Source organism: Nonomuraea turkmeniaca (assembly GCF_005889735.1).
Taxonomy (GTDB): Bacteria; Actinomycetota; Actinomycetes; order Streptosporangiales; family Streptosporangiaceae; genus Nonomuraea; species Nonomuraea turkmeniaca.
Window position 1 is genome coordinate 1 of sequence record NZ_VCKY01000101.1, and the last position, 17,463, is coordinate 17,463.

General features: G+C 68.8%; 14 protein-coding genes and 1 pseudogene. 8 read left to right on the top strand and 7 right to left on the bottom strand.

Going from position 1 to position 17,463, the window contains the following annotated elements:
• The 4 genes and pseudogenes from ETD86_RS27265 to ETD86_RS27280 form a co-directional block, all read right to left on the bottom strand.
• A pseudogene (locus ETD86_RS27265) lies at positions 1-341 on the bottom strand (phospho-sugar mutase); the annotation flags it as partial.
• A 56-nt stretch (positions 342-397) separates the two neighbouring features.
• Positions 398-1,201, bottom strand: coding sequence for a purine-nucleoside phosphorylase (locus ETD86_RS27270; protein WP_138669014.1), 804 nt, complete (start codon positions 1,199-1,201; stop codon positions 398-400).
• 3 nt (positions 1,202-1,204) lie between these two features.
• The gene (locus tag ETD86_RS27275; RefSeq protein WP_138669015.1) at positions 1,205-2,509 is read right to left on the bottom strand and encodes a M20/M25/M40 family metallo-hydrolase; all 1,305 of its coding nucleotides are present in this window, start codon (positions 2,507-2,509) and stop codon (positions 1,205-1,207) included.
• Positions 2,506-3,486, bottom strand: coding sequence for an Lrp/AsnC family transcriptional regulator (locus ETD86_RS27280; RefSeq protein ID WP_138669016.1), 981 nt, complete (start codon positions 3,484-3,486; stop codon positions 2,506-2,508). Before ETD86_RS27280 ends, ETD86_RS27275 begins: the two co-directional genes overlap by 4 nt.
• 109 nt (positions 3,487-3,595) lie before the next feature.
• Here ETD86_RS27280 and ETD86_RS27285 point away from each other — a divergent pair, with 109 nt between their 5' ends.
• The gene (locus tag ETD86_RS27285; RefSeq protein ID WP_246148254.1) at positions 3,596-4,900 is read left to right on the top strand and encodes an MFS transporter; all 1,305 of its coding nucleotides are present in this window, start codon (positions 3,596-3,598) and stop codon (positions 4,898-4,900) included.
• Here the strand turns inward: ETD86_RS27285 and ETD86_RS27290 are convergent.
• Positions 4,897-5,343, bottom strand: coding sequence for a gamma-glutamylcyclotransferase family protein (locus ETD86_RS27290; RefSeq protein ID WP_138669017.1), 447 nt, complete (start codon positions 5,341-5,343; stop codon positions 4,897-4,899). The genes ETD86_RS27285 and ETD86_RS27290 overlap by 4 nt on opposite strands.
• Positions 5,344-5,415: 72 nt before the next feature.
• Between ETD86_RS27290 and ETD86_RS27295 the strand changes: the two genes are divergently transcribed.
• The 7 genes from ETD86_RS27295 (at position 5,416) to ETD86_RS27325 (ending at position 15,929) form a co-directional block, all read left to right on the top strand.
• A complete protein-coding gene (locus tag ETD86_RS27295) occupies positions 5,416-6,810 on the top strand; it encodes an NAD(P)H-quinone dehydrogenase (protein WP_138669018.1) in 1,395 nt (464 codons plus the stop codon).
• Positions 6,811-7,163: 353 nt separating this feature from the next.
• Positions 7,164-9,449 carry a TIM-barrel domain-containing protein gene (locus ETD86_RS27300; protein ID WP_138669019.1) on the top strand — a complete coding sequence of 762 codons (2,286 nt, stop codon included), beginning with the start codon at positions 7,164-7,166 and terminating at the stop codon, positions 9,447-9,449.
• A gap of 16 nt (positions 9,450-9,465) precedes the next feature.
• Positions 9,466-10,770: an ABC transporter substrate-binding protein gene (locus ETD86_RS27305; RefSeq protein WP_138669020.1), complete on the top strand. Its 1,305-nt coding sequence runs from the start codon at positions 9,466-9,468 to the stop codon at positions 10,768-10,770.
• A 222-nt stretch (positions 10,771-10,992) separates the two neighbouring features.
• Positions 10,993-11,634 (top strand): carbohydrate ABC transporter permease, encoded by a 642-nt coding sequence (locus tag ETD86_RS27310; protein WP_425465661.1) that lies wholly within the window; start codon positions 10,993-10,995, stop codon positions 11,632-11,634.
• Complete coding sequence (locus ETD86_RS27315) at positions 11,631-12,452, top strand: carbohydrate ABC transporter permease (RefSeq protein WP_138669022.1); 822 nt, start codon at positions 11,631-11,633, stop codon at positions 12,450-12,452. Before ETD86_RS27310 ends, ETD86_RS27315 begins: the two co-directional genes overlap by 4 nt.
• 12 nt (positions 12,453-12,464) lie before the next feature.
• Positions 12,465-15,347 carry a glycoside hydrolase family 3 protein gene (locus ETD86_RS27320; protein WP_138669023.1) on the top strand — a complete coding sequence of 961 codons (2,883 nt, stop codon included), beginning with the start codon at positions 12,465-12,467 and terminating at the stop codon, positions 15,345-15,347.
• A 108-nt stretch (positions 15,348-15,455) separates the two neighbouring features.
• Positions 15,456-15,929, top strand: coding sequence for a DoxX family protein (locus ETD86_RS27325; protein WP_138669024.1), 474 nt, complete (start codon positions 15,456-15,458; stop codon positions 15,927-15,929).
• Here the strand turns inward: ETD86_RS27325 and ETD86_RS27330 are convergent.
• A complete protein-coding gene (locus ETD86_RS27330) occupies positions 15,863-16,612 on the bottom strand; it encodes a glycoside hydrolase family 16 protein (RefSeq protein WP_138669025.1) in 750 nt (249 codons plus the stop codon). The genes ETD86_RS27325 and ETD86_RS27330 overlap by 67 nt on opposite strands.
• Complete coding sequence (locus ETD86_RS27335) at positions 16,609-17,373, bottom strand: SDR family NAD(P)-dependent oxidoreductase (RefSeq protein WP_211370346.1); 765 nt, start codon at positions 17,371-17,373, stop codon at positions 16,609-16,611. The genes ETD86_RS27330 and ETD86_RS27335 overlap by 4 nt, the downstream gene beginning before the upstream one ends.
• Positions 17,374-17,463: the final 90 nt, after the last annotated feature.

A 17,463-nucleotide genomic window follows, 5' to 3' on the forward strand; every position in this document is an offset into this window, starting at 1 on the left:
GGGCGCGGCAGGAGGGAGGCGTGCAGGCCGGCACCCGTCAGGACGGCCGCGGTGTCGCGGGCGAAGACGTCGGACTTGTGCCTGGCGTCGTACCCGATGACCACGTGCTTGCCGGGTCCGAGGACCTTGGCCAGGCCGGCGGCGGCGCGCATGACGGTGACGCGGTTCATCCGGTTGGGGCCGGCTCCCAGCTCGCCGCGCAGGCCCGCCGTGCCGAACTCGAGCTTCGTGCCGAACCGGTCCCGCAGGGCGGCCAAGTCCGCGCGCTCGATCAACGCGGCCAGCTCGGCGCGGGTGTCGGGGTCGGGGTCCTGGGCCAGCCACAGGCGGGCGGCTTCCATGAGGTCGGTGGAGTCGGGCGCGGAGGTCTCCTCGTCGCCAGGCTCGTTCGCGTCGTTCACAGGCGGTCCACCACCTTGGCCAGCAGCACGCCCATGCGAGCCGCCGTGGCGCGGCCGACCTCCAGGACCTCCTCGTGGTTGAGCGGCTCGCCGGACAGGCCCGCGCCGGGGTTGGTGACGAGCGAGACGCCGAGCACCTCCAGGTTCGCCTCGCGGGCGGCGATGGCCTCCAGGACAGTGGACATGCCGACCATGTCCCCGCCCAGCGTGCGGAGCATGCGGATCTCGGCCGGGGTCTCGTACGTGGGCCCGCGGAAGGCCACGTACACGCCCTCGGCGAGGGTCGGGTCGATCTCCCTGACCAGGGCACGCAGGCGGCGCGCATAGACCTCGGTGAGGTCGATGAACGTGGTCCCGGTGATCGGGTTGGCGCCCGTCAGGTTGATGTGGTCACTGATCAGGACCGGGTCGCCGACCGCCTGCGTCTCGGGCCGCAGGCCACCGGCCGCGTTGGTGAGCACGATCGTACGGACGCCGGCCGCGGCCGCCGTGCGCACGCCGTGCACGACCGCGTCCACCCCGAGCCCTTCGTACAGATGCGTACGCCCGAGGAACACCAGCGCGTGCCGCCCGCTGGAGGTGCGGACGACACGGATCTTGCCGCCGTGCCCGGCCACGGCGGGGGCCTGGAAGCCGGGCAGATCGGTGAACGGGACCTCGCTCACCGTCTCGCCAATCGCGTCGGCGGCGGGCACCCACCCCGACCCCATGACGAGCGCCACGTCGAAGGTGTCGAGACCGGCGGCACGATGCAGCGCCGCCGCGGCCTCGCCGGCCAGGGTGTATGCGTCTTTGCTCACACCTCAGTAGTTTAGGAGGAGCCTGTCCAGCACCCGCACGCCGAACTGCAGCGCCTCCACCGGCACCCGCTCGTCCACACCGTGGAACATCGACGCGAAGTCCATGTCCGCGGGCAGCCGCAGCGGCACGAACCCGAAGCCGCGCACCCCCAGGTCGGCGAAGAACGTCTTGTTGTCGGTGCCGCCGGACATGCAGTACGGGATCGCCCGCGCCGTCGGGTCCTCGGCCTTCAGCGCCGCGATCATCGACTCGACCAGCGCCCCGTCGAACGTCGTCTCCAGCGCGATGTCGTGGTGCACGAACTCGCGCCGGACGCGCGGCCCGATCAGCGAGTCGACGGTCTTGAAGAACTCCTCCTCGAACCCGGGCAGGAACCGCCCGTCGACCACGGCCGTGGCCTGGCCGGGGATCACGTTGGACTTGTAGCCGGCGCCGAGCTGCGTCGGGTTCGTGGTGTGGCGCAGGGTCGCGCCCACGAACCGCACCAGCGGCCCGATCTTGTCCAGGATCGGCTGCGGGTTCGCCTCGTCGAAGGGGATGCCGAACGCGTCGGCGACCTCGGTGAGGAACTGCCGCACGGTCGGCGTGTACGTCAGCGGCCACTCGTGGTCGCCGATCCTGGCCACCGCCTTGGCGATCTCGGTGACGGCGTTGTCGGAGTTGAGCATCGAGCCGTGCCCGGCCGTGCCGTCGGCGATGAGCTTCATCCAGGCCAGGCCCTTCTGGGCCGTCTCGATCAGGTAGAGCCGCAGTGACGGGTCCACCTCCAGCGAGTAGCCGCCGACCTCGCTGATCGACTCGGTGACGCCCTCGAACAGCTCCGGGTGGTGCGCGGTGAGGTATTTGGCGCCGTACACACCGCCGGCCTCCTCGTCGGCCACCCACGCGAACACGATGTCGCGGCGCGGCCGGCGGTCCTCGCGCTTCATCTGGCGCAGCACCGCCAGCATCATCGCGTCCATGTCCTTCATGTCCACGGCGCCGCGGCCCCAGATGTAGCCGTCGCGCACCTCGCCGCCGAACGGGTCCACCGACCAGTCGGCGGCGTTGGCCGGCACCACGTCCAGGTGCCCGTGGACGAGCAGCGCGGGCAGGGACGGGTCGGTGCCCTCGACGCGGGTGATCACGTTGCCGCGGCCCGGCTCGCTCTCGACGTACGTCGCATCGATCCCGGCCTCGGCCAGCCTGGCCATGACGACCTCGGCCGCGGCCCGCTCGCCAGGACCGCTGCCGTCCCCGTAGTTGCTGCTGTCGACGCGGATCAGCTCCACGCAGAGGTCGGCGACTTCCTTCTCGGCAGGTGTCATGGCGTTTTCTCCAGTGTGAGCAGTCCGGACTTGTGCAGATGCCCGCGCTTGTAAGCGCGGGTGATGAGGGTGAGGTCACTGTCGGTGACCTCGTCGAGGGAGCCGACGACGCCGGTCATGAAACGGTAGAGGTCCGCCTCGTGGGCGGCCACCACCTGGACGATCAGGGAATGGGTGCCCGAGGTGGCCGCGCAGTAACGCACGTTCGGATGCCCGGCCAGCCGCTGCCCGACCCGGTCCAGCCCGTACGGGCGGACCTTCAGCCACAACATGGCCTCCACCTCCAGGCCGAGCAGCGCGGGCTCCACCTCCGCGCGCGGCAGCAGCAGCCGCCGCTCGATCAGCGAGGTCACCCGGCGGCGCGCGGTGGGCACGGAGACGTCGAGGCGCTCGGCGACCGCGGTGAACGCGATCCTGCCGTCGGCGGCGAGCAGCTCCGCGATCTCCTGCTCCAGAGGTGACAGGCCCTCCTCGTCGGGCAGCCCTTCAGGGGGCGGCGCCGGCCGCAGCTCGGCGACCTCCTGCTCGGTGAGGTACGGAGCGTGCCACTCCGCGACGGTCCTGAACGTGTGGAGCACGACTTGAGTCTGCGTCTGCGACACCCCGTCGATCGCGCTGATCTCCGTGGACAGGATGTGGTGCAGCGCGTCACGGGACGGCGAGACCAGCTCGCAGCCCAGGTCGGCGACACCGGTCAGCGCGTAGACAGAACGGGTGTCGGGCCGGTCGGCCAGTGCCTTGGCCACCTGGGACGTGGCGCCGGGGCGCACCTGGACGTCCAGATGGACGGGGCGGCCGTGCCCGGTGCGCAGGTCGTCGTAGATCGCCGTGACCCGGACCACGCCCTCCGTGAGGAGCCGCTGCAGGCGGCGGGCCACGGTGCGCTCGTGCTCGCCCACGGCCCTGCCGATCTCGCCCCACGAGGCGCGCGGGCTGACTTGGAGCGCGGCGACCAGGCGTCGGTCGAGAACGTCCACCTGCACCCATTTCTGTGTCGGGAATGTAAATCCGGGCCCGCAAATTTGACTGTTTCGGTCGTCTAATTGCAGAGTAAGGCATACCGCACATGCCAGCAAAGGAGCCCCCGTGGCGACCTCCCCCGTGACCGAATCCCCCCTCGGCATCCCCAAGAGCCGCTCCCGCCAGCTCATGGCGGCCAGCATCGGCAACGTCGTCGAGTGGTACGACTGGTACGCCTACACGTTCCTGGCCATCTACTTCTCCCAGCAGGTCTTCCCGGCGAGCGCGGGCAACAGCCTGGTGCCGCTTTTGAGCTCGTTCGCGGTCTTCGCGGTGGGCTTCTTCATGCGTCCGCTGGGCGGCCTGCTGGTCGGCGCGTTCGCCGACCGCTACGGTCGCAAGGCCGCGATGACGTTCACGATCGTGCTGATGGGCGCGGGCTCGCTGCTCGTCGGAGTGACCCCCACCTACGCCGCGGTGGGCGTGCTGGCACCGATCATCCTGACCCTCGCCAGGCTGATCCAGGGCCTCTCAGTGGGCGGCGAGTTCGCCGCCGCCACCACGTTCCTGGTGGAGTCGGCCCCTCCCGGCCGCCGCGGGCTGTTCTCGAGCTTCCAGTACGTCAGCACCACCATCGGCCAGCTCCTGGCCTCCGGGCTGGCGGCGCTGCTCGCCACGTCCCTGGTCGAGGCAGACATGAACTCCTACGGCTGGCGCATCCCGTTCATCGTGGGCGCCGTGCTCAGCCTCGTGGGCCTGTGGATCCGCAAGGGCGCCGACGAGACCTCGGCCGTGGCGGAGGAGATCCAGCGGGGCGAGGCCGAGCGGCCGAAGTTGTTCGACTTCCTCAAGCACCACCCGAGGTCCGCGCTCACCATCATCGGCATCACGATCGCCGGCACGGTCGCGTACTACACCTGGACCAGCTTCCTGCCCACCTACGCGCAGATCACCGTGGGGTTCGACAAGGCGGACTCGCTGCAGATCGGTACGATCTCGCTGGTCTTCTTCATGATCCTGCAGCCGCTGCTGGGCATGTTGTCGGACCGGATCGGGCGTAAGCCGATGCTGATCACGTTCGGTCTCGGGTTCCTGATCCTGCCGGTCCCGCTGCTCGGCCTGCTCACCGACTCGTACGGCAGCCTGCTGATGGTGCAGCTCGTCGGGATGGTCTTCCTCGGCTGCTTCACCTCGATCTCGGCCGCGGTGAACTCCGAGCTCTTCCCCACGCGGGTGCGGGCGGCCGGGGCCGGGTTCCCGTACTCGCTGACCGTGGCGCTCTTCGGTGGCACCGCCCCGCTGATCGGCACCGCGCTGCAGGAGGCCGGGAACCCTGGGTTGTTCCCGTGGTACATGTCGGCGCTCGCGCTGATCTCCACCCTGGTCTACGTCTTCGTGCTGCGCGAGACCAAGGACCAGCCGCTCAGCTAGAACGAGGTGCAGGGGCGCTCCCGCAGCTCCTTGACGTAGTCGTCGGGGGCGCCCGCCCGCTCGGCCGCCTCGGCCAGGCAGCCCAGGTAGCGGGCCGACGGCAGGCCGCCCTCGTAGCCGTCGAGCACGTAGAACCAGGCCACGATCTCGCCGTCGAGGGTCTGCACCCGCAGCCGCACCTTGTGGTAGGCGCCGCGGACCGCGCCCTCCCACTGGTCGAGCGAGGTCTCCTCCCAGTCCGGCACGTCATAGAGCACGACGAACACGTGCTCGTCCGGATCCTCCACGATCGTGGCGAGCGCGCCGTCCCAGGCCACGTCGTATCCCCCGAACGTCAGCCGCCAGCCGGTCAGCCAGCCGACACCCCTGATCGGGGAGTGTGGGGCCCGCATGGCCATCTGCTCGGGATCGAGATTGCTGCCGTAAGCGGCGTAGACAGGCACAGCAGCCAAGAGTAGCGCGTGAGGCCCCGCCCCGTTCGTCGTCAGCTCGTGGCATGCGGGAGAATAGGACACGTGACGAGGATCGTGATCATCGGTGGCGGACCAGGCGGCTACGAGGCGGCGCTGGTGGCCGCCCAGCTAGGCGCTCAGGTCACGATGGTCGAGCAAGACGGGCCCGGCGGCGCGTGCGTGCTGACCGACTGCGTGCCGTCCAAGACGTTGATCGCGACCTCCGTGCGCAAGCAGGCGCTGCTCGACGCGCCGGGGCTGGGCATCTCGTTCGACGGCGGGCCCGACGGCGAGCCGGGCACGGTCGGGGTCGACCTGCCGCTGGTCAACAAGCGGGTGAAGGAGCTGGCGCAGGCCCAGTCCGCCGACATCGCGACCCGGGTCGAGGCCGAGGGCGTCGAGATCATCAAGGCCCGCGGGCGGCTGGTGGATCCACAGGTCGTGCGGGCCGGGGACCGGACGATCCGGGCCGACGTCGTGCTCGTGGCCACCGGCGCCACCCCGCGCGTGTTGCCCGGGGCCGAGCCTGACGGCGAGCGCATCCTCAATTGGCGCCAGCTCTATGACCTGGAGGAGTTGCCCGAGCACTTGATCGTGGTCGGGTCGGGGGTGACCGGGGCGGAGTTCGCCGGCGCCTATCGGTCGCTCGGCGCCGAGGTCACGCTGGTCTCCAGCCGGGACCGGATGATGCCCAACGAGGACGCCGACGGCGCCGAGGTGCTCGAAGAGGTCTACCGGCGGCGCGGCATGAACGTCATGGGGCGCTCGCGCGCGTCCTCCGTCAAGCGCACCGACGACGGAGTGGTGGTGACCCTGGAGGACGGACGCACGGCCGAGGGGTCCCACGCGCTGATGACGGTCGGCATGATCCCCAACACCACCGGCATCGGTCTGGAGGAGGCCGGGGTCCAGCTCGACCGGGGCGGCTTCATCAAGGTGGACAAGGTCTCGCGTACGTCGGCGCCGGGTGTCTATGCGGCCGGTGACTGCACGGGCGTGCTCATGCTGGCCTCGGTCGCCGCCATGCAGGGGCGGATCGCGGTGTGGCACGCGCTGGGGGAGGCCGTGCAGCCGCTGCGGCTGGCCACGGTGGCCTCCAACATCTTCACGGACCCGGAGATCGCCGCGGTGGGGGTCGCCCAGCGGGCCATCGAGGCGGGCGAGATCGAGGCGAACGTCGTCAAGCTGCCGATGGCCACGAACGCGCGGGCCAAGATGCAAGGTTTCAACGACGGGTTCGTGAAGCTGTTCTGCCGGCCGCACACCGGGATCGTGCTGGGGGGCGTCGTGGTGGCACCGCGGGCGTCGGAGCTGATCCTGGCGGTGTCGGTAGCCGTCCAGCAGCGGCTGACAGTCGACCAGCTGGCGCACACGTTCGCGGTCTACCCGTCGCTGTCCGGCTCGATCACCGAGGCCGCCCGCCGCCTCATGCAGCCCGAGGCGGCCATCGGCATCTAAGGCCGTCGCCTCCCGCGTTGTCACGGCCTCCCGCGTTGTCACGGCCTCCCGCGTTGTCACGGCCTCCCGCGTTGTCACGGCCTCCCGCGTTGTCACGGCCTCCCGCGTTGTCACGGCCGCGCTGCGGCTTGTCATGCCCTCTCGCCGACGCGCTTCGGCGCGCGGGCGTGGCGGCGCGTTGAAGGGCCGCGGCATGTAGTACGGCGGGGTGGCCCGATGGGGGGCGGCGCCGGAGCCGTGTGGGCTAGTTGGGATGGTAAGCAAACTAATCAGCGAGCGATTGCCGTTGACGTTTGTTGGTATGGACAGCAAACTAACTCACGAGTTGGCGCAGCCGTTCATAAGGAGCTTCCATGCCCTATCGCCCCCCACTGGTCGCGCACGAGTATTTCGTGGCGGACCCGCCCGAGCTGCCGGTTCGTGCACGCGGCGAGGGTGGCCTGTCGGCGGTGGCCGCGGCCGAGCTGGTCGCGGCCGATGGCGCCGAGGTGATGCTGAAGGCGGTCACCACGGCGGAAGAGATGCTGGTCGTGCAGGTGGGTGTGGCCGGCGAGGGTGTGATCCGGGTGCGGTTGTCGGAGGACGCGGCCGCCCGGCCGCGATCGGAGGATGCCATCTCGCTGGTGACGCCCGGCACGTACTCAGGGGCTCGTGCCGGGGTCACGCCGGGTGAGCCGATCGTGATCGACGCCGGCTCGATCCGGGCCGAGATCCAGCTTGCGCCGTGGCACCTGCGCTTCACCGCCGCCGACGGGACCACGCTGCTCGAGCAGGATCGCGGGCACACCGACATCAGCGGCAGGCTGCGTACGCTCCCGTTCGGCCGCTCGAGCGCCAACGGTGCGGCCGTCGCGTTCCACGAGAGCTTCGCCGCCGCCCCCGACGAGGCGTTCGCCGGGTTCGGGGAGTCGTTCGCGCGGCTGGACAAGCGCGGCCAGCGGCCGGTCATGTGGAACTTCGACGCGTTCGGCGCCGAGTCGCAGCGCGCCTACAAGAACATCCCCCTGTACGTGTCGAGCCGCGGCTACGGCGTGCTGGTCGACAGCGGCGCGCCCACCGAGTTCGACGTGTGCCAGTCCACGCACAGCGTCGTGCAGATCGTGGTGCCCGACGACGTCATGGACTACTACGTGATCGCGGGGCCGACGCCCTCCGATGTTCTGGACCGTTACGACCGGCTGACGTGCCGCCCGTCGTTGCCGCCCAAGTGGGCGTTCGGGACCTGGATCTCGTCCGGGTTCTGCGTGGACAGCCAGGAGCGGGTGCTGGCCAGGGCGCGCACCATCAGGGAGCGCGGCATCCCGTGCGACGTGCTGCACCTGGACACCTTCTGGCAGACCGACGGGCACTGGTCTGACCTGCAGTGGGATCCTGCCAACTTCCCGCAGCCGAAGCAGATGCTGGACGAGTTGCATGGGATGGGGTTCAAGGTCTGTCTCTGGATGAATCCCTACATCTCCCATCTCAGCCCTGCCTTCGAGGAGGGGTCTCGCGCCGGATATTTCCTGAAGAAGGAGGACGGGGAGACCTATGTCGCCGACTGCTGGCACGGGTCGTTCCCGGCATGCGGGATCGTCGACTTCACCAATCCGGCGGCGGCCGCCTGGTTCAAGGGGCTGCTGAGAAACCTGCTGCAGCAGGGTGTGGACGCGTTCAAGACGGACTTCGCCGAAGGCGTGCCCGCGGACGCGGTCGCGTACAACGGGATGAGCGGGACCGACCTGCACAACGTCTACACGCTCCTGTTCAACGACGCGGTCGTCGACGTCACCCGCGAGGTCAACGGGCACGGGCTGGTGTGGGCGCGGTCGTCGTACCTCGGCGGGCAGCGCCACAGCGCCCAGTGGAACGGCGACACCTTCACCAGTTACGCCGCCATGGGCAGCACGATCAGGGGCGGGCTCGCGCACGGACTGTCCGGCGTGCCGTTCTGGAGCCACGACGCCGGCGGGTTCACCGGCCGGCCATCGGACGATCTGTACGTCCGCTGGACCCAGTTCGGCGCCCTGTCCCCGCTGGTACGGCTGCACGGCACGACCACCCGCGAGCCCTGGGAGTTCCCGGCCGTCGAGGCGCTGGCCGTGGAGGCGCTGAAGCTGCGCTACCGCCTGATGCCGTACATCTACTCGGCGGCCGTCGAGGCCGCGCGCACCGGCGCGCCCATGATGCGGGCGCTCTGCGTGGACTACCCGGACGACCCCGTGGCCTGGCAGGCCGATTTGCAGTACCTGTTCGGCCGCGACCTGCTCGTGGCCCCCATGGTCGCGCCGGACGGCGTCCGGCAGGTGTACCTGCCGCGGGGCCGGTGGATCGACTACTGGACGGGCGAGGTGCTGGAGGGCTCCCGCTACGTCCAGGTCAGCAAGCCGCTCGACCAGATCCCCCTCTTCGTACGACACGGCGCGCTCATCCCGGTCTCCGAGCAGGGAGACACGATCGGCGTGCCGGAAGAGATCACGTTCGTCGCCTTCGGGGGCGGCGACGGCACTACTGAAATCCACGACGAAGACGGCGTGACGGTCGCCGTCGCCACCAGGGACGGCGATGAACTGCGTGTCGCCGTCACCGGCCCGAAGCGCGTCACCGGGGTCGAGATCGCCCCGGTGGCCGGAGCTCCCGCGCGGGCCGTCCTCTCGTAACACCCCTGGAGGGATCATGCGCAAATTCAGAGGCGCGGCGGCACTGGCCGCCGCGGTCCTGATCCTGACGGCCTGCGGCTCCGGCGGCACCGAAAGCCCCCCGACGCAGGGCAACCAGCCCCGCGTGCTGAAGCTCTGGCACTACGAGTCAAAAGACAGCGCCATGGCCAAGGCATGGGCGGAGGCGATCAAGAAGTTCGAGGCGTCGCACCCGAACGTGACCGTCAAGTTCGAGGAGAAGGGCTTCGAGCAGATCCAGAAGACGGCGAGCATGGTGCTCAACTCCGATGAAGCGCCCGACATCATGGAGTACAACAAGGGCAACGCCACCGCCGGGCTGCTGTCGAAGCAGGGCCTGCTGACGAACCTCTCCGAGGAGGCCACCAAGCGCGGCTGGGACAAGCTGCTGCCCGGTGGCCTGCAGACCACCGCCAAGTACGACGACCGTGGCGTCATGGGCGCCGGCAACTGGTTCGGCGTGCCGAACTACGGCGAGTTCGTGATGGTCTATTACAACAAGGACCTGTTCGACAAGCACAAGGTCAAGGTCCCGACCACATTCGAGGAGTTCACCGCCGGGCTGGACACGTTCGTCAAGGCCGGGGTGACGCCCATCTCCAATGCCGGTGCCGAATACCCTGCGCAGCAGATCCTCTACCAGCTCGCTCTCACCAAGGCGCAGAAGCCGTGGCTCGATGCCTTCCAGTCCTACAAGGGCAAGGTCGACTTCCACGGACCTGAGCTCACCTACGGCGCGGACACGTTCGCCGACTGGGTGAAGAAGGGCTACATCGCCAAGAACTCGGCCGGGCTCAAGGCCGAGGACATGGGCGTGGCCTTCATGAACGGCAAGTTCCCCATCATGATCAGCGGCAGCTGGTGGTACGGCCGCGTGGCCTCCACGATCAAGGACTTCCAGTGGGGCCACTTCCTGTTCCCCGGCGCCACCCTGTCGCCGGGCTCGAGCGGAAACCTGTGGGTCGTGCCCGAGAACTCCAAGAACAAGGACCTGGCCTACGACTTCATCGACATCACGATGAGCAAGGAGATCCAGAACCTGCTGGGCAACTCCGGTGGTGTTCCCGTGGCCGCAGACCCGGCCGCGATCACCGACGCCAAGAGCAAGGAGCTCATCGAGTCCTTCAACAAGCTCACGGCCGCCGACGGCCTGGCCTTCTACCCCGACTGGCCGGCGCCCGGCTACTACGACGTGCTGGTGGCCGGCGTCCAGGAGCTCATCAACGGCAGCAAGACCTCGGCGGAGGTCCTGGACGAGATCGCCAAGCCGTACGAGGACAACCTCGCCGACATTGGCAACTAGATGAGAGTGCGTACGAGGGGGTACTGGCTCTACCTCATCCCCAGCCTGCTGCTCTTCCTGGGCGTCATCGTCGTCCCGTTCCTCATGAACGTGGGCGCGAGCTTCACCCGCTGGTCCGGGGTGGGCACGCCCAGGTGGATCGGGTTCGACAACTACGCCAGGCTGCTGCAGGACGAGCGGTTCTGGCAGTCGTTCCAGCACAATGTGGGGCTGATCGTGGCCATGGCCATCGTGCCGACCGCGATCGGCCTCCTGCTGGCGGCCGCGTTGTTCGACTACATCGGCAAACGGTTCGGGTCGCGTACGGCCTCGGCGCTGCGCGCGATGTACTACCTGCCGCAGGTCCTGCCGGTGGCGGTGGCCGGCGTGGTGTGGGGCTGGATGCTGCACCCGTCGTACGGCGCGGTCAACCAGATCTTCGGGCTGGACCTCGATTGGCTCGGCGATCCCGACCTGGCGCTGGCCACGGTCATGGCGGTCATGGTGTGGTTCCAGCTCGGCTACCCGGTCGTGATCTTCATGGCCGGGCTGCAGCGGGTGGACCCGGCCTACTACGAGGCGGCGGAGATCGACGGGGCCTCGTGGTGGCGCAAGTTCTGGCACATCACGATCCCGCAGATCCGGCCGGAGATCTTCGTGGTGCTGCTGACGTGCACGATCGCCGCGCTGAAGGTGTTCGGGCCGATCTTCGTGCTGACGCGCGGCGGGCCCGGCAACGCCACCATGGTCCCCTCGTACTTCTCGTACCTGAACTTCTTCCAGAAGAGCAACGTCGGGTACGGCTCCGCGATCGCCACGGTGCTGGCGCTGATCATCATCGTGGTCACGTTCCTGTTCCTGCGAGTCCAGGAGCGTGAGCAATGAGGGGCCCAGGACGGTGGGCGGTGCTGTTCGCGCTGGTCGTGCTGGCGGTCGTGATGGTGTTCCCGTTCGCGATCGTGGCGATGAACGCGGTCAAGTCGCCGGCCGAGTACAGCACGCAAGGACCGCTGAGCCTGCCTGACGGGCTCTACCTCCAGGGCATCATCGACTTCTGGAACCGGGTCGACTTCGGCACGAAGCTCTGGAACAGCTTCGTGATCAGCGCCTCCGTCTCGGTGCTGGCCGTCGTGTTGTCGGTGCTCAACGCGTACGCGCTGGGCATCGGCAGGGTGAAGGGCCGGCTGTCGATCCTCGTGTTGTTCCTGGTGGCCAACACGCTGCCGCAGGAGGCGCTGGCCTACCCGCTCTACTACCTGTCCAAGGCGGCCGGGCTCTACGACACGCAACTGGCCGTGATCATCGTCATGACCGTGATCCAGGCGGCGTTCGGCACGTACCTGCTGAGCGCGGTCCTGGGGCAGTTCCCGAAGGAGATCCTCGAAGCCGCGGCGATCGACGGCGCGGGGCGGCTGCGATCGTTGTTGCGGATCGTGGTGCCGATCAGCAGGCCCACCCTGAACGTCCTGCTGATCTTCTTCTTCATCTGGACCTGGAACGAGTTCTTCCTGCCGCTGATCTTCCTGATCTCGAACGACACCCAGACGGTGCCCGTCGCGCTCGCCGTCCTTCAGGGCGAGAAGTTCATGGACGCCACCATGTCCAGCGCTTCTGCCCTGCTCGGCGTCGTCCCGGCGATCGCCTTCTTCCTGATCTTCCAGCGCACGCTGACCCGAGGAGTGACGGTCGGCGCCATCAAGTGATGGAGACTCTGAATGCGTTTACGAATCCCGATGCTGGCCGCCCTCACCCTGGCCGCCTCGATCCTCGCCGTGCCACCCGCACAGGCGGTGGACTATCCCTTCCAGAACCCGAGCCTCCCGCTGGAGCAGCGGGTCAACGATCTGCTCGGCCGGCTCACGCTGGACGAGAAGCTGAGCCTGCTGCACCAGTCGCAGCCGGCGATCCCCCGGCTGGGCATCGCCTACCACAAGAACGGCACGGAGGCGCTGCACGGCGTCGCCTGGTCCAACCACCTCAATGACAACTGGAACCAGAAGTTCGCGAGCGGCACGGTGTTCCCGCAGGCCATCGGGCTGGCCAGCACCTGGGACCCGGCACAGATCAAGAAGGTCGGCTCGGCCGTCGGTGACGAGACGCGCGGCTACAACGACGTCGATCCCATCCTGTGGGGCCTGCAGGTGTGGGCGCCCGTGGTCGACCTGCTCCGCGACCCGCGGGCGGGCCGGAACGAGGAGGGCTACTCGGAGGATCCGTACCTGACCGGGGCCGTCTCGACGGCCTACGGCAAGGGCCTGCAGGGCGACGACCCCTTCTACCTGAAGACCGCGCCCGTGCTGAAGCACTACATGGCCTACAACAACGAGACCAACCGCAGTCTCACCTCCTCCAACCTGACGCCCAAGCTCAAGCACGAGTACTACGAGCCCGCGTTCAAGGCCGCCATCTCGGCGAACGCCGCGACCGGCGTGATGGCCTCGTACAACGTGGTCAACGGGCGGCCCGCGCACGTCAACACCGACCTGAACACGGTGGTCAGGTCCTGGACGGACAAGACGCTTTACAACGTCAGCGACGCCTGGGGTCCGCACGCGCTCACCGACCTGCAGAAGTACTTCGACAACAAGCCCGAGGCGTTCGCCGCCGTGCTGAAGAGCGGGCAGGACAGCTTCACCATCGACGGCAGCGACATCACCACGATGGTGACCAACCTCAAGGCCGCGCTCGACCAGGGCCGGATCACCGAGGCCGACGTGGACAAGTCGGTACGCAGCGTGCTGTCCATCAGGACCCGGCTCGGGCACTTCGACCCGGACGGCGGGCCCTACAAGAAGATCACCAAGGATGTGATCAACAGCGCCGCCAACCAGAAGCTCAACCGCGAGACCGCGGGCAAGGCGGCGGTGCTGCTCAAGAACTCCGGCCTGCTGCCGCTGGCCAAGCCGCGCAGCGCCGCCGTGGTGGGGCCGCTGTCCGACAAGCTCTACCAGGACTGGTACTCCGGCCAGCTGCCCTACCAGGTGACCCCGCTCGCCGGGATCAAGGAGCGGGTGCCCGACGTCAGCACCGCCGGCGGACTGGAGCGCATCGCGCTCAAGCATCTGGCCTCCGGCAAGTACATCACCGCCACCGGCACGGGAGCCGACGACAACGCGGGTCTGATCGACGCGGCGCCCACCGCGGCCTCCCAGTGGGACCTGACGGACTGGACCAGCGGCATGTCCACGCTCCGCAACGCGGGCAACGGCAAGCTGCTCGGCGGTGACTGGCGCTCGCTCGACACCGACGACAACGAGCCCAACGGCTGGTACGTCCAGCAGCAGTTCGCCCTGGAGCGGCAGTCCGACGGCAGCTACCTGATCAGGTACGCCGGCTACGAGAACGTCGAGAGCTGGTACGCCCTGCCCGACCCGTACGTCACGGTGACCGCCGAGGGCGCGCTCGCCCTGGCCCCGAAGGCGGAGGCGGCGAAGTTCGGCAAGGAGGTCGTCTCCGACGGCATCGCCGCGGCCGCCGCGCAGGCCGCCAAGGCCGAGGTCGCGGTCGTGGTGGTCGGCAGCCACCCGTACGTGGCCGGGCGCGAGTTCCACGACCGCGACAACCTGCGGCTCGGCGACGGGCAGCGGCGGCTGATCGAAGCCGTCCGGAAGGCCAACCCGAAGACCGTCGTGGTCCTGGAGACGAGCTACCCGGTGACCGTGGAGGCGCCCAACCTGCTGTGGACCACGCACGCCGGCGCCGAGACCGGCCACGCGGTCGCCGACGTGCTGTTCGGCGAGGTCAACCCGGCCGGCCGGCTCACCCAGACCTGGCCCGCGTCGGACGACCTGCCGAGCCTGCTGGACTACGACCTGACCAAGACCGGCATGACGTACCTGTACGGGAAGGGCAAGCCGCTCTACTCGTTCGGCCACGGGCTGAGCTACACCACCTTCGGCTACCAGGGCCTGCAGGCGCAGGGTGACAAGGTGAGCGTGAAGGTCACCAACACCGGCAAGGTCAAGGGCGACGAAGTCGTCCAGCTCTACACCCACCAGCGCGAGTCCCGCTTCAAGCAGCCGGTCAAGCAGCTGCGCGGCTTCCAGCGGATCACGCTTAACCCGGGCGAGACCCGTACCGTCACCTTCACCCTGAAGAAGTCGGACCTGGCCGTCTGGGACCACACCAGGAACAAGTGGGTCGTCGAGAACGCCACCCACGACGTGCTCGTCGGCTCCGCCTCCGACCGGATCCGCCAGTCGACCACTCTGCGCGTGTCCGGCGAGACCGTCCCGGTCCGCGACCTGGCCAAGCCGACCAGGGCGATGGACTTCGACGACTACTCGGGGGTCTTCTTCGCCGACGAGAGCAAGGTGAGCGGCGAGGTCGTGGAGGGCTCGGCGGGTGACTGGATCTCCTTCACCGGCGCTTCCTGGGGCTCGCGTCTCACGGCCTCGGTGGCCTCGGTGAACGGCGGCTCGGTCGAGCTGCGCCGCGGCTCGCCGACGGGCACGCTGCTCGGCACCCTCCAGGCGCCGGCCACCGGTGGGATCTACCAGTACGCCACGGCGAACACGACCGTGAGCGCGGGCACCGGGAGCCTGTACCTGGTGTTCAAGGGCGATCTGCGGATCAAGGACTTCGCCCTCGCCCGATGACGTTTCGTGGCGGCCACGAGCATGGTCGTGGCCGCCACGAAACCCCCTTGCTCTTGGATAGCTACGTTATCTAGTATTTAGATACTTTCGCTATCCAAGGGGGCTTCGATGATTGTGCTCGTTCTGCTGGGAGCCACGCTGGTGTTCCGGCTTCTCGGCGTGCTGGGCGTGAGCCGGTTCGCCACCTGGCGGGTCAGCGCCGCCCACGGACTGGCCGTCATGCTGGTCATGACGGCCAGTGCGCATTTTGTCCCGGCGGGCGTGACGTTCATGCCCCATCACGCCGACATGGTGGCCATGGTGCCGCCGTTCGTGCCGTTCCCCGCTCTGATGGTGTATCTGACCGGGGTGCTGGAGCTGGCCGGGGCCGTGGGACTGGTGCTCGAAGGGACGCGCAGAGCCGCGGGGATCTGCCTGGCGCTGCTCTTCGTGCTCCTGCTGCCGGCGAACGTGTACGCCGCCCTCGCGGGCCAGGACGTGACCCCTCTCTGGCAGCGGGTCCCCGAGCAGGTGCTCTACATCGGGATCGCGTTGTGGGCCGCCAGGACGCGTACCCAGTCGACGGTGAACTCCTTCGGGTAAGAGCCTCCCGGCTGGAACTCGTAGATGTTGAGCATGAGCTGCATCGGATACGCCGGCGACTGGTTCACCGTCCGCACGTGCTGCCCGTCCACGGAGAAGGAGATGTGATCGGGCGTCCAGTCGGCGGCGTAGACGTGGAACTCGCGGGCGTCGATGGGCAGCGTCTCCACCGTGAAGTCGTCGGTGATCGCCGGATCGCCGAACGGGTGCACGCCCATGCCGATCCGCGCCTCGGTCGGCGTGACGTCGCGGCCGAAGATCTCCGCGACGCAGATCTCGGCGGAGTGCTCGGGCACGTCCTCGAAGCCGATCAACCACAACGCCACCATGCAGTCAGGGTCGTCGATCGCCTTCGCGCGCATCTCGATCCGGCCGTAGCGGGGCGTGTAGAGCCTGACCTCTGGGTGTTCCTCGCGGACCACCGCGCCGCGCCCGTGCTGCCCGATCCGGCTGCCGACCGGCCCGGAGAACAGGCCCGTCTGCAGGGAGGACACCCGCAGGTCGCCTTCGGTCTCGGGGGACCACGGCGGCTGGTCCTCCTCGATCAGCAGCGTCAAGCGGCCGCCCCCGAGCCGGTAGCGGGCGGCCGCCGCCGTGCGAGTCGTCCACTGCGGCAGGTAGTAGGGGATCCACTTCGTCTCGTCGAGGCGGTCGCCCTCGAAGGTGTCCTCGAAATCGCTCATCGAACCGTCCATCCTCCGTCCACGACCAGCGTGTGCCCGGTGACCAGGGACGCGGCGGGCGAGACCAGGTAGAGCACGGCCCCGGCCACGTCCATGGGGTCGCCGATGCGGTGCAGTGCCGCGATCCGCTCGATCACATCCGCCTCGAAGGCCGGGTCGGACAGCGCCTCGGCGGTGCCCGGCGTACGGATGAACGTCGGGGCGACGTTGTTGACCGTGATGTCGTGCGGCCCCCACTCGACCGCGAGACAGCGGGTGAGATGGCCGATCGCCGCCTTCGTCATGCAATAGATGGACTCGCCGGGCAGGGCGACCTCGCCGGCCTGGGAGCCGACGTTCACGATCCGTCCGTGCCGCTGCCGGATCATCACCCGGCCCACGGCCTGGGTGGCCAGGAACGTGCCCTTCAGGTTGACCGCGAGCGTGCGGTCGAAGTCCTCCTCGGTGACGTCCTCGGCCCGGTTCCCCGGCGCGATCCCGGCGTTGTTGACGAGGATGTCGATCCGGCCGAACCGGTCCACGACGTCCTGCACCGCCTGGGCGATCTGCGCCGGAACGGTCATGTCCATCTGGACAGGCAGCGTGGCGCGCCCCATGCCGGTGATCTCCCCGGCCAGCCCGCCGTCGTCGCCGGCGTCCCGCAAACCGATGGCGACGTCGGCGCCGGCGTGGGCCAACGCCAGCGAGATGGCCCGGCCGAGACCCCGTGCCGCCCCCGTGACCAGGGCGACCTTTCCGTCCACTCGAAACTCGGGAAACACTGCCCTCACCCCTTTAATTCGTTGGCTATCCAAACTATTGACCTCCGCCTCGCGCGTGTGTGAGCCTTCTTGGTGAGCTCATGCGCGAAG